Origin of the sequence: Kitasatospora gansuensis, assembly GCF_014203705.1 — a bacterium.
GTDB lineage: Bacteria > Actinomycetota > Actinomycetes > Streptomycetales > Streptomycetaceae > Kitasatospora > Kitasatospora gansuensis.
Window position 1 is genome coordinate 3,435,601 of record NZ_JACHJR010000001.1, and the last position, 26,297, is coordinate 3,461,897.

General features: G+C 72.7%; 22 protein-coding genes. 15 read left to right on the forward strand and 7 right to left on the reverse strand.

Going from position 1 to position 26,297, the window contains the following annotated elements:
• Positions 1-15: 15 nt before the first annotated feature.
• Complete coding sequence (locus F4556_RS38200) at positions 16-2,322, forward strand: right-handed parallel beta-helix repeat-containing protein (protein WP_184915468.1); 2,307 nt, start codon at positions 16-18, stop codon at positions 2,320-2,322.
• Between the two features lie 66 nt (positions 2,323-2,388).
• Here the strand turns inward: F4556_RS38200 and F4556_RS14995 are convergent, their stop codons facing one another.
• Both F4556_RS14995 and F4556_RS15000 read right to left on the reverse strand, forming a co-directional pair.
• Positions 2,389-5,688 (reverse strand): sacsin N-terminal ATP-binding-like domain-containing protein, encoded by a 3,300-nt coding sequence (locus F4556_RS14995; protein WP_184915471.1) that lies wholly within the window; start codon positions 5,686-5,688, stop codon positions 2,389-2,391.
• Positions 5,689-5,954: 266 nt separating this feature from the next.
• Positions 5,955-6,836 (reverse strand): DUF3027 domain-containing protein, encoded by an 882-nt coding sequence (locus F4556_RS15000; protein WP_184924633.1) that lies wholly within the window; start codon positions 6,834-6,836, stop codon positions 5,955-5,957.
• 317 nt (positions 6,837-7,153) lie between these two features.
• Between F4556_RS15000 and F4556_RS15005 the strand changes: the two genes are divergently transcribed.
• The 4 genes from F4556_RS15005 (at position 7,154) to F4556_RS15020 (ending at position 10,856) form a co-directional block, all read left to right on the forward strand.
• Positions 7,154-8,575: an MFS transporter gene (locus F4556_RS15005; protein WP_184915474.1), complete on the forward strand. Its 1,422-nt coding sequence runs from the start codon at positions 7,154-7,156 to the stop codon at positions 8,573-8,575.
• A 126-nt stretch (positions 8,576-8,701) separates the two neighbouring features.
• Entirely contained in the window at positions 8,702-9,274 is a 573-nt protein-coding gene (locus tag F4556_RS15010; protein ID WP_184915477.1) for a hypothetical protein, read from the forward strand.
• Positions 9,275-9,276: 2 nt separating this feature from the next.
• The gene (locus F4556_RS15015; RefSeq protein ID WP_184915480.1) at positions 9,277-10,017 is read left to right on the forward strand and encodes a futalosine hydrolase; all 741 of its coding nucleotides are present in this window, start codon (positions 9,277-9,279) and stop codon (positions 10,015-10,017) included.
• Positions 10,014-10,856: a 1,4-dihydroxy-6-naphtoate synthase gene (locus F4556_RS15020; protein WP_184915483.1), complete on the forward strand. Its 843-nt coding sequence runs from the start codon at positions 10,014-10,016 to the stop codon at positions 10,854-10,856. The genes F4556_RS15015 and F4556_RS15020 overlap by 4 nt, the downstream gene beginning before the upstream one ends.
• 7 nt (positions 10,857-10,863) lie before the next feature.
• Here the strand turns inward: F4556_RS15020 and F4556_RS39090 are convergent, their stop codons facing one another.
• Both F4556_RS39090 and F4556_RS15030 read right to left on the reverse strand, forming a co-directional pair.
• Entirely contained in the window at positions 10,864-11,247 is a 384-nt protein-coding gene (locus F4556_RS39090) for a cold-shock protein (protein ID WP_184915486.1), read from the reverse strand.
• A gap of 380 nt (positions 11,248-11,627) precedes the next feature.
• Positions 11,628-12,767: an alpha/beta hydrolase gene (locus tag F4556_RS15030; protein ID WP_184915489.1), complete on the reverse strand. Its 1,140-nt coding sequence runs from the start codon at positions 12,765-12,767 to the stop codon at positions 11,628-11,630.
• A gap of 170 nt (positions 12,768-12,937) precedes the next feature.
• Between F4556_RS15030 and F4556_RS15035 the strand changes: the two genes are divergently transcribed.
• Positions 12,938-13,168 carry a hypothetical protein gene (locus F4556_RS15035; RefSeq protein ID WP_184915491.1) on the forward strand — a complete coding sequence of 77 codons (231 nt, stop codon included), beginning with the start codon at positions 12,938-12,940 and terminating at the stop codon, positions 13,166-13,168.
• A gap of 3 nt (positions 13,169-13,171) precedes the next feature.
• On the opposite strand, the gene F4556_RS15040 is transcribed toward F4556_RS15035, so the two are convergent.
• A complete protein-coding gene (locus F4556_RS15040; RefSeq protein ID WP_184915493.1) occupies positions 13,172-13,777 on the reverse strand; it encodes an HAD family hydrolase in 606 nt (201 codons plus the stop codon).
• Between the two features lie 81 nt (positions 13,778-13,858).
• Here F4556_RS15040 and F4556_RS15045 point away from each other — a divergent pair, with 81 nt between their 5' ends.
• From F4556_RS15045 to F4556_RS15060, 4 genes are read left to right on the forward strand one after another with little or no spacing between them, the layout of a single operon-like run.
• Positions 13,859-14,887, forward strand: a complete 1,029-nt coding sequence (locus F4556_RS15045; protein ID WP_376775703.1) for a FecCD family ABC transporter permease — start codon at positions 13,859-13,861, stop codon at positions 14,885-14,887.
• Positions 14,884-15,927 carry a FecCD family ABC transporter permease gene (locus F4556_RS15050; RefSeq protein ID WP_184915499.1) on the forward strand — a complete coding sequence of 348 codons (1,044 nt, stop codon included), beginning with the start codon at positions 14,884-14,886 and terminating at the stop codon, positions 15,925-15,927. Before F4556_RS15045 ends, F4556_RS15050 begins: the two co-directional genes overlap by 4 nt.
• Positions 15,927-16,715: an ABC transporter ATP-binding protein gene (locus F4556_RS39860; RefSeq protein WP_184915502.1), complete on the forward strand. Its 789-nt coding sequence runs from the start codon at positions 15,927-15,929 to the stop codon at positions 16,713-16,715. The genes F4556_RS15050 and F4556_RS39860 overlap by 1 nt, the downstream gene beginning before the upstream one ends.
• A 34-nt stretch (positions 16,716-16,749) precedes the next feature.
• Positions 16,750-17,766: an ABC transporter substrate-binding protein gene (locus F4556_RS15060; protein WP_184915504.1), complete on the forward strand. Its 1,017-nt coding sequence runs from the start codon at positions 16,750-16,752 to the stop codon at positions 17,764-17,766.
• A gap of 2 nt (positions 17,767-17,768) precedes the next feature.
• Here F4556_RS15060 and F4556_RS15065 read toward each other — a convergent pair whose 3' ends face one another.
• A complete protein-coding gene (locus F4556_RS15065; RefSeq protein ID WP_184915507.1) occupies positions 17,769-18,470 on the reverse strand; it encodes a hypothetical protein in 702 nt (233 codons plus the stop codon).
• Positions 18,471-18,867: 397 nt separating this feature from the next.
• Here F4556_RS15065 and F4556_RS15070 point away from each other — a divergent pair, with 397 nt between their 5' ends.
• Both F4556_RS15070 and pgeF read left to right on the forward strand, forming a co-directional pair.
• On the forward strand, positions 18,868-21,402 hold the full coding sequence (locus F4556_RS15070; protein WP_184915509.1) for a helicase-associated domain-containing protein: 2,535 nt from the start codon (positions 18,868-18,870) through the stop codon (positions 21,400-21,402).
• Between the two features lie 9 nt (positions 21,403-21,411).
• Positions 21,412-22,131, forward strand: coding sequence for a peptidoglycan editing factor PgeF (gene pgeF, locus F4556_RS15075; protein ID WP_184915512.1), 720 nt, complete (start codon positions 21,412-21,414; stop codon positions 22,129-22,131).
• Between the two features lie 2 nt (positions 22,132-22,133).
• Here the strand turns inward: pgeF and F4556_RS15080 are convergent, their stop codons facing one another.
• On the reverse strand, positions 22,134-22,382 hold the full coding sequence (locus F4556_RS15080) for a hypothetical protein (protein WP_184915514.1): 249 nt from the start codon (positions 22,380-22,382) through the stop codon (positions 22,134-22,136).
• 439 nt (positions 22,383-22,821) lie between these two features.
• Here F4556_RS15080 and F4556_RS15085 point away from each other — a divergent pair, with 439 nt between their 5' ends.
• Genes F4556_RS15085 through F4556_RS15095 form a run of 3 tightly spaced genes read left to right on the forward strand, consistent with a single transcriptional unit; the run spans position 22,822 to position 26,292 of the window.
• Positions 22,822-24,042, forward strand: coding sequence for an IS256 family transposase (locus F4556_RS15085; protein WP_184910583.1), 1,221 nt, complete (start codon positions 22,822-22,824; stop codon positions 24,040-24,042).
• Positions 24,043-24,100: 58 nt separating this feature from the next.
• A complete protein-coding gene (locus F4556_RS15090; RefSeq protein ID WP_184915517.1) occupies positions 24,101-25,543 on the forward strand; it encodes a hypothetical protein in 1,443 nt (480 codons plus the stop codon).
• The gene (locus F4556_RS15095) at positions 25,540-26,292 is read left to right on the forward strand and encodes an ATP-binding protein (RefSeq protein ID WP_184915519.1); all 753 of its coding nucleotides are present in this window, start codon (positions 25,540-25,542) and stop codon (positions 26,290-26,292) included. Before F4556_RS15090 ends, F4556_RS15095 begins: the two co-directional genes overlap by 4 nt.
• The last annotated feature ends 5 nt before the right edge of the window (positions 26,293-26,297 follow it).

The window sequence follows — 26,297 nt, forward strand, 5'->3', positions numbered from 1 at the left end:
ATCAGAACACGCATAGTGGCCCTCGCCGGGGCGGTTGCCCTCGGCGCGCTGGGGATACCGCTCGGGGGTGCCGTCGCGACGGCCGAGGGCGAGTGGCTGTACGTCAACAACGCGGCCGGGACGAACTGTTCGGACGCGGGCACCGGTGCCCAGAGCCGGCCGTACTGCACCGTCGGGGCCGCCGTGGCCAAGGTGCAGCCCGGACAGACCGTCAAGATCGCTCCCGGGCACTACCCGGAGCAGATCACCCTGACCAGGTCCGGGACCGCCGACAAGCCGATCACCATCGAGGGCAGCGGCGGGATCACCGAGTGGCAGCACCCCACCGTGGTGGGGACCGACGGCGTGAGCAGCGCCCGGGCCGCGCACACCGTGGCGGCCGCGAACGTGCAGCACATCCGGATCAAGGACCTCCAGATGGAGGCCGCCGAGGAGGTGGTGCTGCTGGACGGCGTCACCGACTTCGGCATCAGCGGGACCAACCTCTACAGCCACGGTATCGCCAACAACGACTTCGTCCCGCTGATCAGGATCGGCGGCGCCAGCAAGTCCGTGACGGTCAGCAGCAGCCGCAACACCGGCGGCCCGGGCACCTTCGTCATGGTCGGACCGGGTGTCGAGGGCACGGTGCTGGCCTCCAACGAGATGAACGGCAGCAGCATGCGCCGGACCTTGGTGGTGGACGGCGCCAAGGACACCCGGATCATCGGCAACACCGTCTCCGGCCACTGCCAGGACGCCGTCGTGCTGACCGGTGCCGCCACCGGCACCGTGCTCGCCAACAACGTGCTCTCGACCGCCGAGGCCGAGAACCACGCGAACCCGCTCTGCGCCGACTCCGCCAAGTACGTCGGGCTGCGGGTGGACGCCACCGCGACCACCGGCACCCAGGTCTCGTACAACGCCTACGACGATGCCGACGGCAGCCCCGCGTACAGCTGGGCCGGCACCACGTACGCCACCGTGGCGGGCTTCGCGACAGCCAGTGGCCAGGGCGGTCACGACGCGATCGGCACGGTCGAACTCAGCACCTGGCGCGGCGACTCCGGCCAGTTGAAGTCGCCGGTGGTGGACTCCGCCGACGAGACCGTGGCGGGCGCCACCCCGACGGACTCCTGGGGGCAGAAGGCGGTCGACGACCCGTGGGTGGCGGACACCGGTACCGGTTCGGGCCGACGCGACCGGGGCGCCCGGGAGTTGGACAACTTCGGCACCAAGTACACCGCCGTCGGTCCGCTCCGGGTGCTGGACACCCGCCAGTCCGTCGCGGTCGCGCCGGGCGGCACGGTCGACCTTCCGCTGGCGGGGCTGAACGGCGTGCCCACGGACGGCGTCACCGCCGTCACCATGAACGTCACCGTGACCGAGCCCGGCAGCGGCGGATACCTGACGGTCTATCCGCACGGCGAGCAGCGCCCGACCGCCTCCAACCTCAACTGGACGGCCGGGCAGACCATCCCGAACCTGGTGACGGTGCAGGTCAAGGACGGCAAGGTGTCGTTCTACAACGGCAGCGGCAGCACCACCCACGTGATCGCCGACCTGCTGGGCTACTACAGCACCCAGGGCAACGCCTTCACCGCCAAGTCCCCGGTCCGGCTGCTCGACACCCGAGAGGGCCAGGGCGCGGCCAAGGCGCCGCTGACTAACGGTCAGCCGGTCGACCTCCAGGTCACCGGCAAGAACGGCATCCCGGCCACCGGCGTCACCGCCGTCACCCTGAACGTCACGGTGGCCGGTGCGGCCTCCGGCGGGTACCTGACGGTCTATCCGCACGGGGACCAGCGCCCGACCGCCTCCAACCTCAACTGGGTCAAGGGGCAGGTGATCCCGAACCTGGTCACCGTCCCGGTCAAGGACGGCAAGATCTCCTTCGTCACCGGCTCCGCCGGTCCGGTGGACGTAATCGCGGACCTGGCCGGGTACTACAGCCCGAACAGCGCCGGCTTCTACCACGCGATCGCCCCGCGACGACTGGTGGACACCCGCACCGGGTGGGAGGACAGCGGGTCCGGCGACACCATGCCGCCCGCACCGGTCAAGGCCGGCCAGTCGCTCGGCGTCCGCACCACCTCCGGCGAGCCCGACACCGCGGTCTCGCTCAACGTCACCGTCACCGGGACCAAGTCCAGTGGCTTCCTGACCGCCTACCCGTTCGGCACCGACCGGCCGAACGCCTCCAACCTCAACTGGACGGCGGGGACGACCATCCCGAACCACGTGGTGGTCGCGGTCGACCAGTGGGGTCAGAACAGCTTCTTCAACGGCAGCGGCGGCGACGTCGATGTGATCATCGATCAGAACGGCTACTTCTCCTCCTGATCGATCGTCAGGCATGCCGGTGGCCCGCTCCCTTCACCGCAGGGGGCGGGCCACCGTCCTGTCCGGCTACTCGAAGTCCCGTGCCGCCAGCAGCTCGTAGGCCCGGTCCGGCTCGGTCAGGGCGGCCAGAATCTCGAACCGGCGGTGCCACTGGCCGACCGACCAGGCCAGCCCGGCGGCCAGGCCCTCGGGGGTGGCCGCGTGCAGCAGGCCGGGGACCGGCGGGGTCTCGAACTCGTCGTCCTCGTCGGCCGCTTCGGCGTCCTCGGGGTCGTACGGGAGCTCGGGGGCGGCGGCGGAGGTGTCCCAACGCCAGCCGATGGCGGCCTCGTTGCCGTCGGGGCCGACCACCAGGAGCTCGTCGTGCTCCTCGTAGACGGCGGGGCAGCCGGGCAGCAACTCCCGTACCACCGAAGGCGTCCGGTGCAGGGTGCCCTCGGAGAGCACCCGGCCGCCGGCCACCTCGCTGGCCAGCGAGACGTGCAGGCGTTCGGCCAGCTCCGGGGCCAGCTCGGGGGCGACCGGCAGCAGCGGGTACGGGTGCAGCAGCTCGACCAGGTCGGGGGCGTCCGCGACCACCGCGTCGGCGGCGTCCACCAGCACCGTGACGTCGGGGCGGCGGCCGGTCTCCGGGTCCATCGGCGGCACCGCCCTGACCAGGTCGAGCGCCTCCACCCGGTCGGCCGGTACGCCCGCCAACGCGCTGTGGATACCGTGCAGTTGACGGTGCGACACGGCGGAGGCCGGGTCGGTCAGCCGGTCCAGCAGCTCGTCCGGGCCGTGCGGCTCGGCGAGCAGGGCGGCCAGCGTGGTGCGCACCCCGAGGGCGTGCAGGAAGGTCTCGTCCAGCGTGGTGCGGGCCTCGTCGTAGAGGCCGCGCAGCAGCGGGTCGGCCCCGGCGGCGCGCAGCCCGGCGGGCTCGCGGCCGTCCAGCACGGGGTGGTCGCGCAGCCACCAGGCGGTGTACGGCGGCAGGTCGACGTAGCTGCCGTTCGGCAGCAGGGTGCGGACCGGGTTGACCACCGCCTCCCGGTACGGCGGCCGGGACAGCAGGGCCAGTGCCTCGGGCCAGGCGTCCTCGTCCACCAGGTCGAGGTCGCGGACCGCGAGCAGCTCGGCGGCCACCGGCGGGACGCCCAACTCTCCGTTGTCGTCGGCGTGCAGGGCCTCCAGCGCGTCCTCGCACCAGTCGGCCAGGCCGTCCGGGGCCTCGTCCAGCAGGCCGGTCGGGCGGCCACCCGCGGCCCGGTCGGCGGGGGCGGTCGGGTCGAGCCGCTCCAGGTCGTCCGGGTCGAGCACCACGTCCTCGGCCCGGACCAGCACGAAGGTGCTCAACGCCCCTGCGGCGGCCAGAACTTCGGGGCCCCAGCGCTCCAGCAGGTCCTCGTCCACGTACCCGGCGTCGTCCTCCCGGGCCAGCGCGGACAGCGGGGAGTCGGGCAGGATCAGCTCGCCCGCGCGGGACAGCTCGCCCTCGTCGTCCGGCAGCGCCAGCCGGGCCAGCCACGGGTGCTCGCCGGCGGTCGACCCGGCGGCCTTGACCAGCGCCAGCACCGCGTCGGCCAGGTCCACGGCGGCGTCGAAGTCGTCCTCGCCGAGCTCCAGCGAACGGGCCACCGCCGCCCGCACCTCGGGGGTGTCCAGCACCCCGGCGGGGGTGGCGGTCCCGGCGCCGAGCTTGGCCAGCAGCGGGTGCGCCGCCTCCGGGTGGGCCAGCCGCAGGTCGAGCAGGCCGAGCGCGTCGGCCAGCGACTCGGGGTAGCCCTCGAAACCGGCCCAGTCGGCCGCGTCCGAGGGCAGCAGCACCCGGCGCGGGCCCCGTACCGTACGGCCGTCGGCCAGCGGCACCGGCAGCGCGCCGAGCGCCTCCGGATCGGCACCGGCCAGCGCCGCGTACAGGTTCCGCCACCAGGCCGGTTCCCGCTCCAGGCCGCCGAGTTGGTCGACCACCTCGGCCAGCGGCACCCGGCGGACCGCGAGCACCCGCAGCTCGGTGCGGCGCTCCAGACCGGCCGGCAGCAGGCCCGGGAAGATCGGCGCCAGCGCCTCCACCACGTCCCGGTCGGCGCCCTCGAGCAGCGTGGCGTCCCGGGGCCGGAGCGCCGGGGTGCCCTCCTCCACCGGCGCCGGGTGCGGCAGGAACGGCGTGCTGGGCAGCCGGCGCAGGATCGCCGAGCGCAGCGCGTTGTCCAACGCACCCTCACCGAGCGGTCCTGGCACCAGGCCGAGCGACCCGAGGTCGCCGCCCCGGGCCCGCAGCAGGTCGGCGTACGCGTCCGCCGCGCGCTCGGTCAGGAAGTCGGTCAGCGGCCCGGGCGCGACATGACGGCGGGTCGGGTCCAGCGGGTACCCGGCGATCAACAGGGCGGGTACGCCCAGCGGTTCGTCGCTCGGGGTCGGGGCGTGCACCACCGGATCGGTCCGCAGCGGCTGCGGGACACCCTCCGGGGAGACCGGCACCGCCCAGGTCACCGACCAGTACGGGCGGGCCCGTTCCTCGGTGGGCCGGTCGGCCAGCAGCTCCGGCGCGGTGCTGCCGCTCTGCGTGACGGTCTGCCAACTGGTGCTGCGGTCCCCGTCGGTGAGGGTGACGGTGGTGATGCCGGCGAGACCCTCGGCGGACTCCTGGCCCGCCGAACGGGTCAGCGTCCGGACGCCGTCGGGCGTCTCGACGGTGACCTCGGCCAGCCCCGGCAGGGTGAGCAGCAGCGCGTCGTCGATCCCGGCCAGCAGACGGCGGGTCAGATCCTCGGCGGCGGTGTCCCGGAGCGGCAGCACCACCACGGTGTCGTAGCCGGTCGGCGCGGCGCCCTCGGCCGGGAACGGCAGCCGCAGCAGCGGCACATGGCCCTCCCGCCGACGCAGCTCCTCGACCAGCGAGGACCGCTCCTCGGTCAGCGCCTGCGCCTCCGCCAGCGACCAGCGGACCCCGCCGTGCGCCGACAGCACGGCCGGCTCGTCGGTGACCGCGAGCACGGCGGCGAAGCCGACCCCGAACCGGCCGACCGTACGGGCCTCGTCGGTGCGCTTGGAGGACGCCCGCAGGGTGGCCAGCGACTCGACGGCCGCCTCGTCCAGCGCGGCGCCGGTGTTCGCGGCGGCCAGCACGCCGTCCCGCAGGGTCAGCCGGAGACGGCCGGGGCCGCCTCCCGCACGGGCCGCCGCGTCGGCGGCGTTCTGCGCCAACTCGACGATCAGGCGGTCACGGTAGCCGCCGAGGGCCAGCTCCTCCTCGGCGTTCGCATCCTCCCGGAACCGGGCCGGGGCGGCCGTCCAGGCGTCCAGGACCCGCCGTCGCAGGCCGGCCGTGTCGAAGGGGTCGGCCACCTGCTCGTCGCTGCTGCCGCCGATGATCCGAGGCTCCACTGCACTGCCGCCTTCCGCCGCCACCCTGGCCTGCCGTACGGGGCATTCTCCCCTGCCGCAGCGGCAACTCTTCGCAGGGGCTCGGGGCGGCAACTTTTTGCAGGGCGCTCGGTTGCACTATCCAGGGGCTCGGGGAACGGCGAGGAGATCTGGCGTGCGGGTCAAAATGCGAAAGTGCCTGACCACCTACGCACGGATCACCTTGCACGAGGTCGGCGTCGCAGTTCCCCAAGCCCCTGGTGACTGATGCCGGAGCGCGCAGCCTGCTACGAGTGGCCGAGCTCCTCGGTGGGGGCGTCGGGCTCGACGGAGCCGCTGGTGCGGTCGGGGTGGAGCTGCATCGGCTCGAGCTCCAGCTCGTCGAGGATCAGCTCGGACGGGGCCGGCGGGGCCGGGATGACCGCCGCCTCGGAGTGGCCGCCGCAGCCGTAGGCGAAGGAGACGACCTGGCCGTCGGCCGGACCGAACTCGTTGCCGCAGATGCCGAAGGCCTGCCCGAGCGAGCCGCCGATCGGGATCAGGAAGCCACAGGTGTCGCAGTTGGCCGGGGCCGCCTGGGCCATCGGCGTCTGCGGACCGTGCGCGGTCTCCCAGCGGTCGGCGGCCAGGTGCAGGCCGAGCCGGGACAGCACCCGGGGGCGGCCGAGGCCGAGCTCCCCCGCGATGGCGCTGATCTGGGCCCGGACCGGGGTGGGCTGGACGTCGCCGTCGGTGACGACCAGGTCCTCGGTCTCGTCGAGGGCGGCCACCGAGTTCGGGGCCGGCTCGTCCTCGCCGGACCAGCCCGGCTCCAGCCGGAGGTCGTCCGCGTCGGTGGGAAGCAGGTCGCCGGGGCCCATGTCACCGGGACGCAGGCGCTCGCTCCACGGCACCCACTGCGGTGCGAGCACCGCGTCGGGGCCGGGCAGCAGCACCGTCTCGTCCAGGGTGACGTTCTTCGCCCGGGGCGCGCGGGCCACCGTCACGGCCCAGTGCCAGCCGCGGTAGGCCGCGTCCAGGCACTCGAACGTGTGGGTGACGACCCGCTCGCCGTCGGCGCGGACACCAATGTGCGCACCGACGGCCTCCGGGCCGACCGCCTCGACGGCGGCCTGACGGGCGATCTCGACGGCCTCGGCACAGAGCCGGTCGGGGGTACGGCTTCGCATCGCAGCACTCACGGCGTCGATTCTCTCCCAAGTTCTGTAGCCTGCGGCCCATTTGCCCACGGTCCGTCAGCTGCTGGACCCGCGCGGTCCTGCCAGGAGTTCCGGTCCGGTGGGCACCGTCTCTCGTATCATTCTGCGCGACCCGCGCCTGTCCGCTGACCGGCCGCGCCGCCCGCTGGGCAGTGCACGCGCGTAGTGCAGGCTACCCGCCGGTCGGCCACCCGGGACAGTCCGGCTTGGACGCGGGTCCGGTCAAGTCGTGGTGATCATGGTCTTCCCCCGCGTTGTCCGGGTGATTCTCGGGCAGGATTGGCTACATGGCGGACGAGAACAACCCCGTCCCCTCGGCGAGCGACAGCGGGCCGCCGCCGGAGGGTGGGACGACGCCGCCCCGCCGGAATCTGTTGGTACGCGGTGCCTCTTCCGCCGGTCTGCGCACCGGCCGGGTGGTGCACGGCACCGGCCGCCGGATCCGCCGCGCCACGGCCGCCGAGGGCGCCGGTGAATCCGGCCTCGCCAAGTTGATCGAACTGCACGCGCTGAATTCGTTCGGCGACATGCTGATCGGGATCGCGCTGGCCTCCACCGTGTTCTTCTCGGTCCCCACCGGCGAGGCCCGCGGCCGGGTCGCGCTCTACCTGCTGGTCACGATGGCCCCGTTCGCGCTGCTCGCCCCGGTGATCGGCCCGCTGCTGGACCGGATGCCGCACGGCCGCCGGTCCGCGGTGGCGGTCTCCATGCTGGCCCGAGCGATGCTGGCCTGGACGATGGCGGGCCCGGTGGTGGACGGCGGCCTCGCGCTCTACCCCGCCGCGCTCGGGGTGCTGGTCGCCTCCAAGGCGTACGGGGTGGTGCGCAGCGTCGTGGTGCCCCGGCTGCTGCCGCCCCGGCTCTCCCTGGTGAAGGCCAACTCCCGGGTCACCCTGGCCGGTCTGCTGGCCGGCATGGTGGCCGCCGGGGTGGGTGGCCTGCTGCACCTGATCGGGCCCGCCTGGCCGCTGCGCGGGGCGTTCCTGGTCTTCGTGGCGGGCACCCTGATGGCCTTTCACCTGCCCCACCAGGTCGACTCGGCGAAGGGCGAGCAGCGGGCCGTGCTGCACTCCGAGGAGCACCTGACCGGCGAGGAGCACCGCCGCAGGCCCGACCGGGCCCGGCTGCGGACGGTCGGCCCCTCGGTGATCCTCGCCCTCCGGGCGGTGGCCTCGCTGCGGGCGCTGGTCGGCTTCCTGGTGATGTTCCTGGCCTTCCTGCTCCGGGACGACCCGGTCGGCGGGCTGGAGCCGACCGTGACGATCGGCGTGGTGGCGGCCTGCGCGGGCGGCGGCAACGCGCTCGGCTCGGTGCTCGGCTCCTGGCTGCGGACCCGCAGTTCCGAGGTGATCGTGACCACCGGCCTGCTGTTCGCCACCGTCGCGGCCGCGGCGGCGGCGATCTGGTACGGCCTGCTGACGGTCGGTCTGGTCGCGGCCACGGCCGGGGCGGCGGCCTCGCTGGGCAAGCTGGCGCTGGACGCGCTGATCCAGCGGGACGTGCCGGAGGCGGTCCGGACCTCCGCCTTCGCCCGGTCCGAGACGCTGCTCCAGCTCTGCTGGGTGGCCGGCGGCGCGCTGGGCATCACCCTGCCGCTGGACGGCTCGCTCGGACTCTGGACGGCGACGGGGCTGCTCACCGTCCCGCTGGTCTGGACGGTCTGGGCACTGGTCCGGCTCGGCCCGCGCCGGGCCCCCCGGACGGCCTAGGGTCGCTCGTTCGGATCACACCGAAAAGCTCCCGGGACTGCTCGTTCGGGTGAACACCCTCCGGCGCGGGACCGGACGGGCGACCCGGGAGTTCGGTGATCGGACCAGGCCGGTAGCCTCTAGCCCATGAGCCTCAGCACCCGTGTCATCGCCGCCCTCGGCGCCGTTGTCGTGATCGGCGCCGGCACGGTCGGCGGTTCCATCGCGTACGCGTCCGGCAAGGACGAGCCGAAGGGCAAGTCGGCCACCCTGGTGGTCGGCCGCTCCTCCATCACCTCCCAGCCGCACGGCAAGTTCTGCTACAACGACGGCAAGCCGTTGGACGAGCAGGCCCAGGCGAAGTGCCAGGAGAGCGCCGCCGAGGCGCGCAAGAAGGGCACCCTGCCCACCCTCGACGTGAAGGTCAGCGACCGGATCGGCGTCGGCGTCGACCCCGAGGTGGCCGACAAGGGCTGGTTCGCCTTCACCGACGGCGGGCAGCAGCAGCGCGCCACCCTGGCCTCGACCCGCACCGGTTCGACCTTCTCCGGCCTGCTCCCGGCCTCGGGCCTGCTGGCCTCCACTGAGAAGACCACCGTGACCGTGGTCGAGGCGAACGAGAAGACCGGCGACATCATCAGCGTCTGGTACTTCCAGCTGAAGAACGAGGACGCCGTCGGCGAGCAGCAGCAGCAGCCTGCCGCCCAGCAGTCCCAGTGACGATGACACAGCCTCAGCACGGCGACGAGCGGCCGGGTACCCCCCGGCTGCTCGTCGCCGTTGCCGTTCAGGCGGAGGCCGAGGCGGTGCTGCGGGGCCTGCGGGACGGCGCCCGGCCGGTACCGCTGGACGTCGGCGAGCTGCGCCGCAGCGAGCACGCCTCGGGCACCGAGGTGGACGTCCTGGTGGCCGGGGTCGGCCCGTCGGCGGCGGCCGTCTCGGTGGCCGCCGTGCTCGCCCAGCACCCGTACGACCTGGTGATCTCGGCCGGCATCGCCGGGGGCTTCGTCCCCCGGGCGCCGATCGGGGCGATCGTGCTGGCCGAGGAGGTCGTGGTGGCCGACCTGGGCGCGCAGACCCAGGACGGGTTCCAGGACGTGAGCGAGCTCGGCTTCGGCCGGATCCGGTACACCCCGGCGCCCGGGGCCGTCCGGCTGGCCGCCGACGCGCTGGACGCCGCCACCGGCACCGTGCTGACGGTGTCCACCGTGACCGGCACCGCCGAGCGGGCGGCCGAGCTGACGGCCCGCCACCCGCACGCGGTGGCGGAGGCGATGGAGGGCTACGGGGTGGCCCAGGCGGCCGAGCGGTACGGCGTGCCGATGCTGGAGCTGCGCACCGTCTCCAACCCGGTCGGCCCCCGGGACCGGGCGGCCTGGCGGATCGGCGAGGCGCTGGGCGCACTGGAGCGGGCGTTCGTCCTGCTGCCCTGCCGAGAGCTGATCCAGGAGATCTCCCGATGACCCTGCAGGTCGCCTACTCCCCCTGCCCGAACGACACCTTCGTCTTCCACGCCTGGGCGCACGGTCTGATCCCCGGCGCCGAGGTGCCCGAGGTGACCTTCGCGGACATCGACGTCACCAACGGCCTCGCCGAGCGCGGGGAGCTGGACCTGCTGAAGATCAGCTACGGCCAGCTGCCCTGGGTGCTCGACGAGTACGTCCTGCTGCCCTGCGGCGGCGCGCTGGGCCGGGGCTGCGGCCCGCTGGTGCTGACCCGGGAGGCCGGGGAGCCGGCCGACCTGACGGGCCGTACGGTCGCGGTGCCGAGCGAACGCTCCACCGCGTACCTGCTGTTCCGGCTCTGGGCGGCGACCGCGGTGCCCGGCGGCTTCGGCGAGATCGTGGTGCTGCCGTTCCACGAGATCATGCCCGCCGTCCGGGACGGCAAGGTGGACGCCGGACTGGTGATCCACGAGGCCCGCTTCACGTACCAGCAGTACGGCCTGCACCGGCTCGCCGACATGGGCGAGGCCTGGGAGCAGGAGACCGGCCTGCCGATCCCGCTCGGCGCCATCGTGGCCCGCAGGTCGCTCGGCCGCGAGCGGCTGAAGGAGCTGGCGGCCACCATCCGCAGCTCGGTCCGGATGGCCTGGGACGACCCCGAGGCGTCCCGCGACTACGTGCTGGCGCACGCGCAGGAGATGGACCCGGCGGTGGCGGACCAGCACATCGGGCTGTACGTCAACGAGTTCACCGCCGACCTGGGCGAGGCCGGCTACGCCGCCGTGCGCGGCCTGCTCACCCGGGCCGCCGCCGAGGGGCTGGTGCCCGCGATCGGCCCGGGTGCGCTGGAGTTCTGAGGGAACCTCAGACGTCGAACTGGTCGGCCACGGCGCGGAGCAGGCCGGCCAGCTTCTCGCCGGTCGGCTTGGCCGGGTAGCGGCCGTGCTGGAGGCCGGGGAGCACCGCGTCCAGCATGGTGATCAGGTCCTGCACGATCGGTGCCATGTCGTCCGCGCTCTTGCGCTGGGCGGCGGCCACCGAGGGCAGCGCCTCCAGCAGCGTGACCGACATCGCCTGGTCGCCCCGGTGCCCGGCCACCACCCCGAACTCGACCCGCTGCCCCGGCCGGAGCGCGGTCACCCCGGCGGGCAGTGCCTTGGTGTGCACGAAGACGTCGCCGCCGTCGTCGCGCGACAGGAAGCCGAAGCCCTTCGTCTCGTTGAACCACTTGACCTGGCCGGTGGGCATCTCGAAAAGTCCTCAGGTGGGTGCGGGGAGACCCCGGCCGTGGGCCGGGGATCACCGGGGGTGGATGACGAGCCGACCGCGCTGGGGCGTCAGGTCGGGCTCGGGGGCAGCAGCCTAATGATCCGTCAGTGCCTCACCGGCACGCAGCCGGTTTCTCGTACGGCGCTCTGATGTGCCCGGCACTGCAGGATCGGGGCCTGGCGCGGCCAGGGAGTGGCTGAGCGCTCTGCACTGGCGACACCCCCGATCAGGACGGCGGGACCCGAACGGCCCCGTGCGAAGGCTGCATACCCTGACCACCCGCGAGCCGAAACTTTCCGTCCCCGGGGAACTGCACGCTGTGACGGACCGTCGGATCCGCGCAGGTCGGAGGTGTGCGCTCAGGCGGGGGCGTTCAGCTTGTCGCCGAGCCAGCCGAGCGAGGCGGGGAGCATCCGGCTCCAGGTGTTGAAGTTGTGGCCGCCGGTGTCCAGGGTGATCGAGGAGACCTTGGTGGCACTGCCCTTGGCGGCCTCGGCGAACGCCTTGGTCGACGGGTAGTAGTCCCCGTCGCCCTCCTTGCTGCCGCCGACCAGCAGCGAGACCTCCGGCTTCGGCAGGTTGGCCAGCCGCCAGTCCAGGTCGGCCTGGTTGCGGCGGTCCTGGCTGCCGCCGAACAGGTCGCCGGTGGTCGGGTCCTCGGCGGCCTTGTAGTAGCCGGACAGCGAGACCCCGGCGGCGAACACGTCCGGGTGCTTCATGGCCAGCTTGAGCGCGCAGTACCCGCCGGTGGAGTTGCCGATCACGCCCCAGCTGCCCGGCCCCGAGGCGACCCGGTAGGAGTCCCGGACGGTCTGCGGCACGTCCTGGGCGAAGTACGTCTCGGACTGCGGGCCGCCCGGGATGTCCTCGCACTCGGTGTCCCTGGGCATGGCCGGCGACGGGCGCATCAGCACCAGGACGTACGGCTTGGTCTTGCCCTCGTTGATCAGCGACAGCTCGGTGGAGGGGTAGTTCAGCTTGGTGATCAGGTTCTTCGCGTCACCGGGGAAGCCCGTGATGGCGATCGCGGCCGGGAACTTCCTGTCCTTGAACTCCGGCTGGAAATACTGCGGCGGCAGGTAGACGTACCCCTCGGTGGTCAGACCGGTGGCCGCGCCGGGGATCCGGATCTTCTCCAGCTTGCCGACCACGGCGGGCTCCCGGCCGACCGTGTTGGCGCCCCGGACGTTCTCGTTCGAGATCGTCTGGACCACCGCACCCTTGCGGCCGTCCGCGAGCTGGCTCTGGATCACCACCGGGCCGTCCTGGTTGCTGCCGATCAGGTCGGCCCAGCTGCTGTAGAACGCGAAGTAGTTGTTGGCCACCAGCCCCACGGTGCACATCACGGCGAGCTGGGTGGCCAGGATGGTGCCCAGCCGGCCGAACACCGTCGCCCAGCTCCGCTTCGCCAGCCGGGGCCAGAGCCAGACCGTCGCGGCCACCATCAGCACCGAGACCAGCGCCGACAGCGCGAGCACCTTGTGACTCGTCAGACCCATGTGTTCGCTCGCCCCTGCTCTGCCCGCTCGTCCCGCACAACACCCTCCAGGGTGCCTGAGCGCCGGACCGAAGACCTGAGCGTCTGGGCGGAGCCCGCCCCCGCCGATCGACGGGGGCCCCGGGCTGCCACACTTGACCCGTCCCGGGCCACGTCGTCGAGGAGTCCCCCGTGAGCAGCACCACCACCGACCGCGGCGACAGCCTCGTCCGGGCCGGCGCCATCGTCTTCCTGATCGGGGCGGTGGCCACTCTGGTGACCTTCGTCCCACTCTTCCTCGACCTGCCCCGGCTCCCGTCGGTCGCCTACTGGGTCTCGATGGTCATGCCCCTCGGCCTGCTGATCGCCCTGACCGGCCTCTTCCGCTCCGCCAGGCACACGGCCCGGCAGGCCCAGGGCTGACGCCTAGGCGAGGTGCGCCGCCAGCCAGGCCGGGAACTCGGTGAGGTCCGTGAGGACCACGTCCGCACCCCCCGCGTACAGCTCCGCCGCCGTGTACGGCCCCGTCGCCACGCCGACCGCGACCGCGTCCGCCGCCCGGGCGCCGATCATGTCGCCGAGGTGGTCGCCGACGTAGACGGCGGCGCCGTGCTCCCGCAGGGCGTCGCCCTTGGATTCGGCCCAGGTGTCGCCGACCAGGATGTCGGTGACCAGGCCGACGTGGTCGAGCTGGAGCCGGGCGTTGGACTCGTACTTGCCGGTGATCACCGCGACCCGGCCGCCGTGGGCCCGGACGGCGGCCAGCGACTCGACCACCCCGGGCAGCAGCAGCGTGCCGGGCAGCGCGTGCTCGCGGTAGAGCGTCCGGTACAGGTCCGCCATCTCCGCCACCGCCTCGGCCGGGAACCAGTGCCCGATCTCCTGAGCGAGCGGCGGCCCGAGCCGGCTGACGGCCAGTCCGCTGTCGATCGGGACCCCGGTCGCGGCTGACAGGGCGTCATAACAGGCCCGGATGCCGGGCCTGGTGTCGAGCAGGGTCATGTCGAGGTCGAAGCCCACGGTGAGAGACATGACCCCACCCTAGAAGGCGGAACTTGCCCCGCCCGCGGCCCCCAACTTAGGTTTGCCTGAGTTGACTGCGAAATGGGACGAATGCCTGCCATCACCGAGCCGGTCCGGAGCGCGCCGCCGCACCGCCGAATACTCTGGCTGACCGCCGCCGTGGCCGTCCTGCTGGCCGCGGTCCTGCTGAGCCTGACGGTCGGCAGCCGTACCGTCCCGTTCGGCGAGGCCGTCTCGGCGCTGCTGCACGGCGGCGACACCGCCAACGCCGTGGTGGTCCGCGAGCTGCGGCTGCCGCGCACCGTGGTCGGCCTGGCCGTCGGCGCCGCGCTCGGCCTGGCCGGGGCGGTGATGCAGGGGATCACCCGCAACCCGATCGCCGAGCCGGGCATCCTCGGCGTCAGCCAGGGCGCGGCGGCGGGCGTGGTGTTCGCCATCTCGGTGCTGGGCGTCGGCTCACTCGCCGGGTACGTCTGGTTCGGCTTTGCGGGGGCCGCGATCGCCGCCGTGCTGGTGTACCTGCTGGCGGGCACCGGCCGGGGCGGCGCGACGCCGGTCAAACTCGCCCTCGCGGGCTCCGCGATGACCGCCTTCATCGCCTCGCTGATCTCCACCGTGCTGACCACCGACGCGGCCACCATGGACCAGTTCCGGTTCTGGCACGTCGGCTCGCTGGCGGGCCGGACCTCCGACGTGGCCTGGCAGCTGCTGCCCTTCCTGCTGGTCGGCACCGTGCTGGTGTTCGCGGTGGCCCGGGGCCTGGACGCGCTGGCGCTCGGCGACGACACCGCCAAGGGCCTGGGCGCGCGGACCGGCACCACCAGGGCCGTGGGAGCGCTCGGCGCGACCGTACTGACCGGTTCGGCGGTGGCGGCGGCCGGGCCGATCGCCTTCGTCGGCCTGGCCGTGCCGCACGCCGCCCGGGCGCTGGTGGGCACCGACCACCGCTGGGTGCTGACCCTGTCCGCGCTGCTCGGGCCCGCGCTGCTGCTGCTCGCCGACACCCTGGGCCGGGTCGTCTTCCCGCCGTCGGAGGTACCCGCGGGCGTGATGACCGCGCTGGTCGGCGTACCGGTGCTGGTCGCGCTGGTGCGCCGGAAGAAGGTGGTGGCGGCATGAGCCTCCCGCTGAGCGGTTACTCGGTGGCTCGGTTCGGCCCGGCCTCGTTCCTGGTGCACCGGCGGTCGGTCGCGGTCGCGGCGGCACTGCTGGTGCTGCTGTCCGGCGCGGTGGTGGCCTCGCTCTGCCTGGGCCAGTCCACCGTCTCGCCCGCCTCGGTGCTGGACGTGCTGCTCGGGCGGCCGAGCCCGGACCAGCTGGTGGTCGGCGAGCTGCGGCTGCCCCGGGTGACGGCGGGTCTGCTGGTCGGCCTGGCGCTCGGCCTGGCCGGGGCGCTGATCCAGACCGTCGCCCGCAACCCGCTGGCCAGCCCGGACGTGATCGGGGTGAGCCACGGCGCGAGCGCGGTGGTGGTCGGCCTGATGGCCTTCGGGTATGTGCAGACGGCCCGTCAGGTGCCGTGGGTGGCGGTGGCCGGCGGCCTGGCGGCCGGGCTGCTGGTCTATCTGCTGGCCTGGCGGCGCGGTATGCACGCGCAGCGGTTCGTACTGGTCGGGATCGGCATCTCGATCGCGCTCTCCTCGCTCACCTCGCTGTTCCTGACCAAGGGCGACGGTCTGCAGGCGCAGCAGGCCAAGGTCTGGATGACGGGCAGCCTGAACGGCGCCGGCTTCGACCAGTCGACCTGGCTGGCCTGGGTGCTGCTGGCTTCCGTACCGGCCGTGCTCTGGGCGGCCCGGGCGCAGCGGTCGATCTCCTTCGACGACTCGACGGCGGTCGGTCTCGGCCTGCGGCTGAACCGGATCCGGCTCGGCATGGCGCTGCTCGGCATCGTGCTGGCCTCCTGCGCGACCGGTGCGGCCGGGCCGGTGGACTTCGTGGCGCTGATGGCGCCGCAGATCGCGGTCCGGCTGGTCCGGGGCGCGCAGCTGCCGCTGTTCTGTTCGGCGCTGACCGGCGCCGTGGTGGTGGTGCTCGCCGATCTGCTGGCCCGTCGGCTGCTGGCGCCGGTCGAGCTGCCGGTGGGGGTGGTGACGGCGCTGGTGGGCGCGCCGTACCTGATGTGGCTGTTGATCCGTTCCCGTCGTGGAGGTTCCTGATGCACCGTCTGGCAGCCCGGGGGCTGACCCTCGCGTACGAGTCCAGGACGGTGGTCGAGGAGCTCGACCTGACCGTGCCGGACGGCGCCGTGACGGTGATCGTCGGCCCGAACGCCTGCGGCAAGTCCACCCTGCTGCGGGCGCTCGGCCGGCTGCTGAAGCCGGTCCGCGGGGCGGTGCTGCTGGACGGCGCCGAGCTGGCCGGCACCCCGACCCGGAAGATCGCCCAGCGGATCGGCCTGCTGCCGCAGTCGCCGGTCGCGCCGGAGGGCATCTCGGTCGGCGACCTGGTGGCCCGGGGCCGCCAGCCGCACCAGAGCTGGTGGCGGCAGTGGTCGGCGGCGGACGAGCAGGCGGTCACCGAGGCGATGGCGCGGACCTCCACCACCGACCTGGCCGAGCGCAGCGTGGACGAGCTGTCGGGGGGTCAGCGGCAGCGGGCCTGGATCGCCATGGCGCTCGCCCAGGGCACCGACATCCTGCTGCTGGACGAGCCGACCACCTTCCTGGACATCGCCCACCAGGTCGAGGTGCTGGACCTGGTCCGGCGCCTCAACAAGGAGCGCGGCCGCACCGTGGTGGCCGTGCTGCACGACCTCAACCAGGCCGCCAGGTACGCCGACCACCTGGTGGCGATGCGGGACGGCCGGATCGTCGCGCGGGGCCCGCCCGCCGAGGTGGTCACCGCGGAGCTGGTCCGGGAGGTGTTCGGTCTGGAGGCCGTGATCGTGCCGGACCCGGTGACCGGGACGCCGCTGGTGATCCCGGGCGCGCCCTGGGCGGGCTGACCGTACGTCAGTGGACAACTCGGACATAATCGACATGTCTCGTACTGTCGAGCCGCCCGGGGTGCCGATGCCACGTCAACTCTCCCGCCGTACCGCCCTGGCCGGACTGGGCGCGGTCCTGCTGGCCGGCTGCACCGACCGGCCCGTCTTCCCGGCCGTCCCCGACCTGCCGGACGGCACCGAGACGCCCAACCCCGAACCGGTGCCGAGCGTCACGGTGACCGCCGCCACCGGCGAGGTCGAGGTGCCCGGCGCACCGGTCCGGGTGGTGGTGCTGGACACCGCCGAACTGGACTCCGCCTTCACCCTCGGCATCCCCCCGGTCGGCGCCGCCCGGGCCCCCGCCGACCGGGAGCTCCCCGACTACTGGCCGGCCTCCTGGCTGGAACGGATCGGCATCGTCGGCGACATCGGCAGCCCGGACGGCGCCCGGATCGCCGCCCTCACCCCCGAGCTGATCCTGAGCAACCAGACCCGGGACGGCGCGCACTACGACACCCTGCGGGCGATCGCCCCCACCGTGCTGAGCCGGACCACCGGCTTCCCCTGGAAGGAGAACTTCCAGCTGCACGCCCAGGCCCTCAGCCGCCAGGCCCAGGCCGCCGCCGTCATCGCCGAGTACGGACGGCACGTCGGCCGGGCTACCCGGGCGATCGGCGACGCCGGTTCGGGCGGCAAGCGGATCAGCCTGGTCCGGTTCGTCGAGGGGTCACCCACCGTCCGGCTGTACGGGAAGCAGAACTTCCCCGGCACCCTGCTGGCTGACCTCCAGCTCGGCCGCCCCGACCCGCAGAACGTCGACCAGTTCGCCGTCGAGGTGCCGCCCGACCGGATCGCCCAGGCCGACGGGGACTACCTCTTCTACTCGACGTACGGCGACCCCGCCAAGGCCGGCACCGACGCCGTGCTGGCCGGCGCCGGCTGGCAGGCCCTCGGCGCGGTCAAGGCCCACCGGGCCTTCCCGGTGGACGACCAGCTCTGGTACCAGGGCATCGGCTACACCGGGGCCAACCTGATCCTGGCCGAGCTGCAACGCCTGCTCGGCGCCTGACCTCAGCCCTCCACCACTGCTTTGCGCCGACGGAGCGTCACCAGCAGCAGGAACAGCGCCGAGACCACCGCCGCCAGCCGCAGCGCGCCCGGCGCACCGTCCCAGACCTGACGTCCCAACTGATCGGCCGGCCCCGCCGGGGACCCCCACCGGCCCTGGACCCGGCCCCACTGCCAGAGCGCCGTACCGGTCATCGTCCCCAACGGCACCACCAGCACCGCGAACTTCCTGGTCAGATCACCCAGCCTCGACACGTACGCCAGCGCCCAGCCCGCCAGCAGCGCGAGCAGCTGCCCGGTGACCGCACCCGCCAACAGCACCACGACCGCCAGCAGCACCACCGCCGAGGGGCGACGCCCCGTCATGAACGACCGTCGCGGCCCGGCCTCCGCCGCCGGCTCCTCCTCCCCCACCGGCTCCGCCGTCCGCTGCTCCGGCAGCTCCGCCTCCCCCGCGACGGGCTCGGGCTCGACCACCGGGAAGTCGAACGTGATGCTGTCCCACCCCGGGAAGTCGGCAGCCGTCAACGGCCGGCTCGGCGCAGCCCGAGCGATCAACCACGCCCCCTCCCCCGGCACCTCCCCCCGCTCCACCGGCACCTCGGGCGCGTACACCGACTCCACCACCTCGGCCGACCCTTCCCCGCCCTTCCGCCCCAACACCCGCCACGGCCCGTCCACCCGCCACCACTCGCCGTCCGCCATGCCCCCGACGCTACCCACATCCACCCCCCGAAACGACCCCCTTCACGCCCCCACGCCCCCTGCTGGCACACGCGCCGGTGGCACACGCAGGGGCTCGGGGCTCTGCTGATCTGCGGCTCCGCCGCGCGGGCGACGCCGGATAGCTGCTGGCACACGGTTCGGCAGTCAGGGGCTCGGGGAACTGCGACGCCAACCCCAGAAGCGTGATCACCGCGCACATGGCCAGGCACTTTCGCCTGAACCCGCACACCAGGCAACCTGAGCCGCGCCCGGGGTTGGCCGCTCCCGCACTTTGCCCCCGCCCCGTGGCCGGCGTCGCAGTTCCCCGAGCCCCTGTCTGCCGCAGCGTGTGCCACAGGCCCTGGCTTGTTTGCGTAGGTGCCGTAATCTGGGTCGGATGACCAGTCAGCAGAGCGAGCCCCGCCCGGCGAAGGCCGCCGCACCCCGGACGCTCGCCGAGGAGCTCCGCGCCCGCGACGACCACTCGCTGGCCGCCCTGCTGCACGCCCGCCCCGACCTGCTCAACCCGGTCCCGAGCGACCTCACCCAGTTGGCGGCCCGGCTCTCCAGCCGCGCGTCCACCCTCCGGGCGCTGGAGCGCCTGGACCGCTTCACCCTGCAGACCGCCGAGGCCCTGGCCGCCGCCCCCGACGGCTGCACCGACACCGTGATCCGGAACCTCCTGGCCGGCCCCGCCCGGGTGAAGCCGCATCCCGCCGCGACCCCCGCCGACCGCGCCGCCGTCGCCGCCGCGCTGCCCGGCGCGATCGCCACGCTCCGTTCCCAGGTGCTGCTCTGGGGCCCGGACTCGGCACTCCGGCTGGTGATCGCGGTCCGCGAGGCGCTCGCCCCGACCGCCGCCAACCCCGGCCGGACCGGGCTCGGCCCGACCCTGGCCGAGGCGACCCTCGGTATGTCGCCGGCCCGGCTCCAGCAGCTGATCGCCGGTGCCGGGCTGCCGCCCACCGCCGACCCGGTGACCGCCGTGGCCGCGCTCGGCCAGTTGCTGCAGGACCGCAAGCGCTGCGCCGCCCTGCTGGCCGGGGCCCCGGCCCCGGCGCTCGCGCTGCTGGAGAAGCTGGTCTGGGGACCACCGACCGGCACCGTCCCGGACGCGGCCCGGCCGGTCACTGTGGACGAGGCCCGCAGCCCGGTCGAGTGGCTGCTCGCGCGCGGACTGCTGCTCCCTTCCAGTGCCGGATCCGTGGTGATCCCAAGGGAGTTGGCGCTGCACCTGCGCGGCGAGCGGAGCCACCGTACGGTCGAGCCGACCCCGCCCGCGATCACCCCGACCGTCGAGCGCGATCCACAGGCTGTGGACAACGCGGCGGCCGGCCAGGCGTACACCGCCGTCCGCACCGTCGAGGAACTGCTGGAGGCCTGGGGCCTGCAGGCCCCACCCACCCTGCGGGCCGGCGGTCTGGGCGTACGGGACCTCAAGCGGGCCGCGCTGGTCCTGGAGTGCAGCGAGCCCACCGCCGCCTTCTGGCTCGAACTCGCCTACACCTCCGGCCTGTTGGCGCCGGATGGGGAGACCGACGAGCGCTGGGCGCCGACCCCGGCGTACGACCACTGGCTGCAGCAGTCGACCGCCGACCGCTGGTCGCTGCTGGCCCGCAGCTGGCTGGCCGCCACCCGGGTGGCCGGGCTGACCGGCACCCCGGACGGCAAGGGCAAGACCCGCGCCCCGCTGGGCCCCGAGCTGGACCGTACGCTCGCACCGTCCGTACGCCGCGCGACACTTGAGGCGCTGGCCGGTCTGCCGGCCGGCGGCGTGGCGGACGCCGCGACGCTGCTGCCGCTGCTCCGCTGGCAACGCCCGCTCCGGGGCGGCCCGGTGGGGTCGGACGGCCGGGACTTCCGCGACCACCTGGTCGACTGGACGCTGCACGAGGCCGAACTGCTCGGCATCACCGGCCGGGGCGCCCTCGGCGCACCGGCCCGGGCCCTGCTCGCCAACGCCGATCCGGCCGCCGTACTGGACCCGCTGCTCCCGCAGCCGCTGGACCACGTGATCCTCCAGCCGGACCTGACCGCGATCGCGCCGGGCCCGCTGCTCACCCCGCTCGCCCAGGCGCTGGCGCTCTGCGCGGACATCGAGTCCAAGGGCGGCGCGACGGTCTACCGCTTCACCACCGGCTCGATCCGCCGCGCGCTGGACGCCGGGCGGTCCGCCGCCGACCTGCACTCCTTCCTGGGCCAGCACTCCCGCACGCCCGTCCCGCAGCCGCTCAGCTACCTGATCGACGACGTGGCGCGGCGGCACGGCGTGCTCCGGGTCGGCGCGGCCTCCTCGTACCTGCGCTGCGACGACCCCGGGCTGCTGGCCGAGGTGCTGGCCGACCGGCGCGCGGCCGAGCTGCGGCTGCGGATGCTCGCCCCGACCGTGCTGGCCGCCCAGGCCGGTCCCGAGACGCTGCTCTCGGTGCTCAGGTCGATGGGGTACGCCCCGGCCGCCGAGTCCGCCGAGGGCGACGTGCTGCTGACCCACCCGGACAGCCGCCGCACCCCGCCGCGCACCGCCCCCACCCCGGTGCCCGACGGACCGCCGGAGCCGGACCGGGTGCTGCTGACCGCCGCCGTCAAGGCCGTCCGGGCGGGCGACCGGGCCGCCACCGCCGTCCGCCGGGAGACCGTCACCGGACCGGCCGCCAACCGCCCGCAGAGCGGCCCGGCCCGCAGCGACCTGCGCCAACTCCCGCGCACCGCCGCGGCGGACACGCTGGCCGCGCTGCAGACCGCGGTGCTGCTCGGCGAGCGGATGTGGATCGGCTACGTGAACGCCGAGGGCCTCTCCTCGCAGCGGGTGATCGACCCGGTGAAGGTCGAGGGCGGCTACGTCACGGCGTACGACCACCTCAGCGACGAGGTCCGCACCTTCGCCCTGCACCGGATCACCGGAGTAGCCGAGCTGGCCGACAGCGCGCAGTAACCTCGGGGCATGGAGCTCGCACCCGGTATCCGGTACGCCGTCATGGACCGCCACGGCGGGGTCAGCCAAGCCCCGTTCGACTCACGCAACCTCGGCGGGCGGACCGACGACGATCCCTCGAACGTCCGCCGCAACCGCGAACTCACCGCGCTGGAACTCGGCCTGGACCCGGCCCGGGTGGTGATGATGCGTCAGGTGCACGGCACCGAGGTCGCCTACGTCACCGAGCCGTACGACCCGCGGACCGCGCCGCCGCTGGACGGCATCGTCACCGACCGCCCCGGCCTCGGCCTGGTCGCGCTGGCCGCCGACTGCGCCCCCGTACTGATCGGCGACCCGGTCCGCCGACTGGTCGGCGCCGCGCACTCCGGCCGGGCCGGTACGGTCGCCGGAATGGCCACCGCCCTGGTCACGGCGCTGACCGAACGCGGCAGCGACCCGGCCGACCTGGTCGCCCTGGTCGGCCCGCTGGCCTGCGGCCGCTGCTACGAGGTGCCGCGGCAGATGCAGGACGAAGCCTGCGAACAGCTCCCCGAACTCCGGGCCACCACCCGACAGGGCACCCCGTCCCTGGACGTCCGGGCCGGCATCACCGCCCAGCTGACCCGCGCCGGAGTCGGCGAGATCCGGCACGACGACCGCTGCACCATCGAGGACGAGGACTTCTTCTCACACCGCCGGGAGCAGATCACCGGCCGGTTCGCCGCCTACATCTGGCTGACCGGCTGAGGCTACTTCTTCTCCTTGGCAGCCTGCTCGGCCTGCTGCTGCTTGGCCTGCTCCATCAGCACCTCCGGGTCCGGCGGCGTCGGGTCCACCCCGGTGAGCAGTTCGGTCCCGGTGAACGCGACCAGCCCGAACACCCCGCCGGCGTTCTTCAGATCGGGCATCCCGGCGGTCTTGGCCGCATGGGCGGGCACAGCGGCGGCGGCCAGCGCGGCACCGGACAGCGCGACCGCGGCGAGCAGGCGATTCGGCATCTTCATGCCCTGCCCAACGAGCGATCCGTCCAACGGTCACCCGGCTCCACCATCTGCGCGCTTTTCTCGTAGCGCGAAAGGCCATTGATCAGCACACGGAGCGCATTACTGTCAGCCCACCATGTGACATGCAGTCACCCATGGGACAGGAGGGGATCATGGGCAGGGCGTCCAGGAGGAAGCAGCAGCGACGACCGCAGGAGGCAGCGGCATCGGCCGTCGGGGCTGCGGTCGACGACAGTCGGCTTGCACCCGGGCACGCGGCCATTGCACGGCTACTGCGCTCGAACGAACCGGGAAAGCTCAGTCTGGCTGCCTGCTACGCAAGATGGCGTCCCGTGGAGTGGTGTAGCAGGGATCTTGGAGTGACCCCTGGTCATGGGGCAGCCATCGCGCAACTCTCTGTGTAGAACGGCGAGTTCACCCAGGGAGGTACGCGATGGCCTTATCCCAGTCTGACCTACTCCGCCTCATGGAGTCACTGCGTTCGGCCGACGGAATCGAGTTGATCAGGACCCTCGCCCAGCGGATCCTGCAGGAGCTGATCGAGGCCGAGGCCACCGCCCGGATCGGCGCCGAGCCCGGCGAGCGAACCGAGGCCCGTACGACCTGGCGCAACGGCCACCGGGACAAGACCCTGACCACGCAGGCCGGCGATCTGGAGCTGGCCATCCCCAAGGTCCGCACGGGCAGTTTCTTCCCCAGCCTGCTGGAGCGCCGGCGCCGCATCGACCAGGCCCTTTACGCGGTCATCATGGAGGCCTACGTCCTGGGCGTGTCCACCCGCTCGGTCGACGACCTGGTCAAAGCCCTCGGAGCGGACACCGGCATCTCCAAGAGCGAGGTCTCCCGGATCTGCGCTGACCTGGACGAACAGCTCACCGCCTTCCGCACCCGGCCGCTCGGCCACACCCGTTTCCCCTACATCTACCTGGACGCGACCTACTGCAAGGCGCGGGTGAACCACCAGATCGTCTCCCGGGCCGTGGTCGTCGCCACCGGCATCACCGAGGACGGCGGCCGCGAGGTGCTCGGGGTGATGGTCGGCGACAGCGAGACCGAGGTGTTCTGGGCCGAGTTCCTGCGTCACTTGCGCGAACGCGGCCTGACCGGGGTCCGCCTCGTCATCGGCGACCACCACAGCGGCCTGGTCAAGGCGATCCGCAAGGTCATGCTCGGAGCCGCCTACCAGAGATGTCGCGTCCACTTCCTGCGCAACACCTTCGCGATCATCCCCAAGGACGCGGCCGAGATGGTCGCCGCGACCATCCGCACGATCTTCGCCCAACCCACCCAAGCCGCGGTCCGAGCTCAGCTGGACACCGTCGCCGACATGCTCGGCAAGCAGTTCCCCAAGGTCAAAGCGATGCTGCTGGAGGCCAAGGACGACCTCACCGCCTTCGCCGGCTTCCCGGAGCGACATTGGAAGAAGATCCAGTCCACCAACCCGCTGGAGCGGATCAACCGCGAAATCAAACGCCGCACCGACGTCGTCCAGGTCTTCCCGAACGACGACGCGCTCCTGCGGCTGGTCACCGCCGTGCTGTTCGAGATGCACGACGAATGGATCGCCTTCCCCCGCCGCTACCTACCCGAGGGCAGCATGGACCAGATCTACCCCGCCGAACACGCCCGCGACGAACTACCGCCCACCGCATGACCGTTGGCGCACGACCACTACACCACTCCACGGGACACGACCCTACGCAATCGGGTACATGGAGCTCGGGATCGCCCAGCAGGAGGGCACCGACCCGTTCTGGTACTGCGAGATCGACCCCTTGGACGCGCTGTTCCTGGGCTCGGCCTGGCCCGGAAAATTCCATGACGAGTTCGAGTTCGCGAATGCCCGTGACGCTTGGCTCCGCCTTCTGCAAGGGACGGTCCATGGCCAGGGCATCCGGACCTTCGTCCACGAGGTCGTCGCAACCAGTCGGGAGCTGGGCCTCCCAGTGGATGACGGACAGCTGATGCTGGCGGTCGCCGATCGACTCGAGGCAGCTGGACTCGACAGGCGCAGGCTTCCTCTCCGTCTACTCCCGGGGCAAGCGCTCGAGGAGCACCGCGCTGTCCGAGGGCCTGCTCCGGATCTGCGGTTCCCGGAGCCGCCGGAGGACGCGCAGGAGCGAGTCGAACGGTTCTGGCAAAGGTCGCCCGAAGACTCATGGGAAGAGACACCCCTGGCCGTACTCCGCAGTGGGCTGCACCGGCTCCAGGACGCTGGGCTACCCGTGGAGCAGGAGTCCTGCATGCTGCTGTCGGCTCTCTACCGTGCTCTCCTGGCCAAGCCCGGTGAGCCCTTGGAGAGCCTGCCGGAGCACGCCATGGCCTGGGCCTTCTCCCTGGATGAAACGTCAACGCTGCTACCGGTCGTGGACCTCCTGGCCATCGCCCCTATTCAGGGACTGTCGACCGACGAGGTGCTTGGACGTCTCTTCGCCATACCCGCCTTCACCGAAACGATTCCGTCCGCTGCCCTGCTGTGGACCAGTTCTCCCGGACTCGCCCTGCCGCGCCTGGCATTCGAGCTGGGGGTCTCCGAAGTCTCCACGCTGGCGGCCGAGCTCACACCGGACATGCTCGACTGGGTCGGCATGCACACCAGGATGCGGCTGAACGTCGCCGCGCACGAGGGTGCCAATGAGGCAGAGAACACAGCTGACGACGAGTCGGCCGAGGATCTGGCCGTGCGACGTGCCGCCGTACGCAGCACGGTCTTGGACAAGATCCGTAAGAAGTCCGATGGTGCAGCTTCCTCCCAACGTGAACCCGACCGCCCCGTCGAGCGAATCTGGAACGCGGACGGCAGCTCCTTGGTGCGGATCCCGACGGACACCGCGCAGGGGCAGGAGATGCGGAAGGCCGTGGAGGGCCAGCGGAAGGCGTTCCAGGAGAAGTTCGGCCGTGAGCCGGGCCCGGACGACCCACTGTTCTTCGATCCCGATGCGGACGAGCCCACTCCCATCACACGGGAGTACTTCGACAACGTGTTGCTGGAGATGGCCGACCACGCAGCGGAGAAGGGCCTGGACCCGGCCCCCCTCCACGCCTGGCGCGAGGTCGGCTACGTGGTCACCGCGGAGACCAGAGGCATGTTCACCACGGCGGAGGTACTCGCCTTCAACAGGGCCGTCGCCCGTTATCAGCAGGATGAGCAGTGAGCACCGAGAACCGGATCGACGGAGGACACTTCAACGGCGATGTGTTCATGGCAGAGCACATCACACAGATCCTTCCGGGCCGCCCTCACCCTGCGCTCTCCGGAATGCCCAGGCATTCGCCCACCTTCACCGGCCGCGAGACCCAACTCGACCAAATCCTGGCTGTGTTGAGGCCGGAGGAAACAGCCGCCACCGTGGTGGTGACCGGGCTCGCCGGCATGGGGAAGACCGAGTTGGTGCTCCAAGCCGCACATCGGGCACAACAGGAGGACGGCTGGTTCCCGGGCGGGGTGTTGTTCGTCGATCTGCACGGATACGACCCAGTGCACAAGGTATCGCCGAAGCGGGCCCTCGCCACCTTGCTGCGAGCACTCGGGGTTCCCCCCGACCACATCCCCACGAGGATCGAGGAACGCGCTGCCGTCTACCGTACGGTGCTCGCTGAACGGGCCAAGGACGGGCAACGGATGCTCGTCGTCCTGGACGACGTGCCGGCTGGGGAGAAGATCCATCATCTTCTACCGGGTGACGAGAGCACTGCCACTCTGCTGTCCTCGCGACATGTCCTCGCGGACCTGGACGCACTGACGCTGACGTTGCGGGAGTTGATGCCGGCATCCGGTCGCAAGCTGATGAGCGAGGTACTGAGCCGGGCGCTGCCCAATGACTCGCGCGTCACGGTGGCTCCCGAGGACGCGGACCGGATCGTCGCACTGTGCGGCGGGGTCGTGTCCCGTGGAGTGGTGTAGTGGTC

What these genes read in the sequence shown, in the direction of transcription:
- F4556_RS15060 (WP_184915504.1), top strand. Translation starts at nt 16,750, where the DNA reads ATGTCTCGTACTGTCGAGCCGCCCGGGGTGCCGATGCCACGTCAACTC.
- F4556_RS15050 (WP_184915499.1), top strand. Translation starts at nt 14,884, where the DNA reads ATGAGCCTCCCGCTGAGCGGTTACTCGGTGGCTCGGTTCGGCCCGGCC.
- F4556_RS15030 (WP_184915489.1), bottom strand. Translation starts at nt 12,767, where the DNA reads ATGGGTCTGACGAGTCACAAGGTGCTCGCGCTGTCGGCGCTGGTCTCG.
- pgeF (WP_184915512.1), top strand. Translation starts at nt 21,412, where the DNA reads ATGGAGCTCGCACCCGGTATCCGGTACGCCGTCATGGACCGCCACGGC.
- F4556_RS15020 (WP_184915483.1), top strand. Translation starts at nt 10,014, where the DNA reads ATGACCCTGCAGGTCGCCTACTCCCCCTGCCCGAACGACACCTTCGTC.
- F4556_RS15045 (WP_376775703.1), top strand. Translation starts at nt 13,859, where the DNA reads ATGCCTGCCATCACCGAGCCGGTCCGGAGCGCGCCGCCGCACCGCCGA.
- F4556_RS15010 (WP_184915477.1), top strand. Translation starts at nt 8,702, where the DNA reads ATGAGCCTCAGCACCCGTGTCATCGCCGCCCTCGGCGCCGTTGTCGTG.
- F4556_RS39090 (WP_184915486.1), bottom strand. Translation starts at nt 11,247, where the DNA reads ATGCCCACCGGCCAGGTCAAGTGGTTCAACGAGACGAAGGGCTTCGGC.
- F4556_RS15085 (WP_184910583.1), top strand. Translation starts at nt 22,822, where the DNA reads ATGGCCTTATCCCAGTCTGACCTACTCCGCCTCATGGAGTCACTGCGT.
- F4556_RS15065 (WP_184915507.1), bottom strand. Translation starts at nt 18,470, where the DNA reads ATGGCGGACGGCGAGTGGTGGCGGGTGGACGGGCCGTGGCGGGTGTTG.
- F4556_RS15090 (WP_184915517.1), top strand. Translation starts at nt 24,101, where the DNA reads ATGGAGCTCGGGATCGCCCAGCAGGAGGGCACCGACCCGTTCTGGTAC.
- F4556_RS15000 (WP_184924633.1), bottom strand. Translation starts at nt 6,836, where the DNA reads ATGCGAAGCCGTACCCCCGACCGGCTCTGTGCCGAGGCCGTCGAGATC.
- F4556_RS15070 (WP_184915509.1), top strand. Translation starts at nt 18,868, where the DNA reads ATGACCAGTCAGCAGAGCGAGCCCCGCCCGGCGAAGGCCGCCGCACCC.
- F4556_RS39860 (WP_184915502.1), top strand. Translation starts at nt 15,927, where the DNA reads ATGCACCGTCTGGCAGCCCGGGGGCTGACCCTCGCGTACGAGTCCAGG.
- F4556_RS15005 (WP_184915474.1), top strand. Translation starts at nt 7,154, where the DNA reads ATGGCGGACGAGAACAACCCCGTCCCCTCGGCGAGCGACAGCGGGCCG.
- F4556_RS15080 (WP_184915514.1), bottom strand. Translation starts at nt 22,382, where the DNA reads ATGCCGAATCGCCTGCTCGCCGCGGTCGCGCTGTCCGGTGCCGCGCTG.
- F4556_RS15040 (WP_184915493.1), bottom strand. Translation starts at nt 13,777, where the DNA reads ATGTCTCTCACCGTGGGCTTCGACCTCGACATGACCCTGCTCGACACC.
- F4556_RS15015 (WP_184915480.1), top strand. Translation starts at nt 9,277, where the DNA reads ATGACACAGCCTCAGCACGGCGACGAGCGGCCGGGTACCCCCCGGCTG.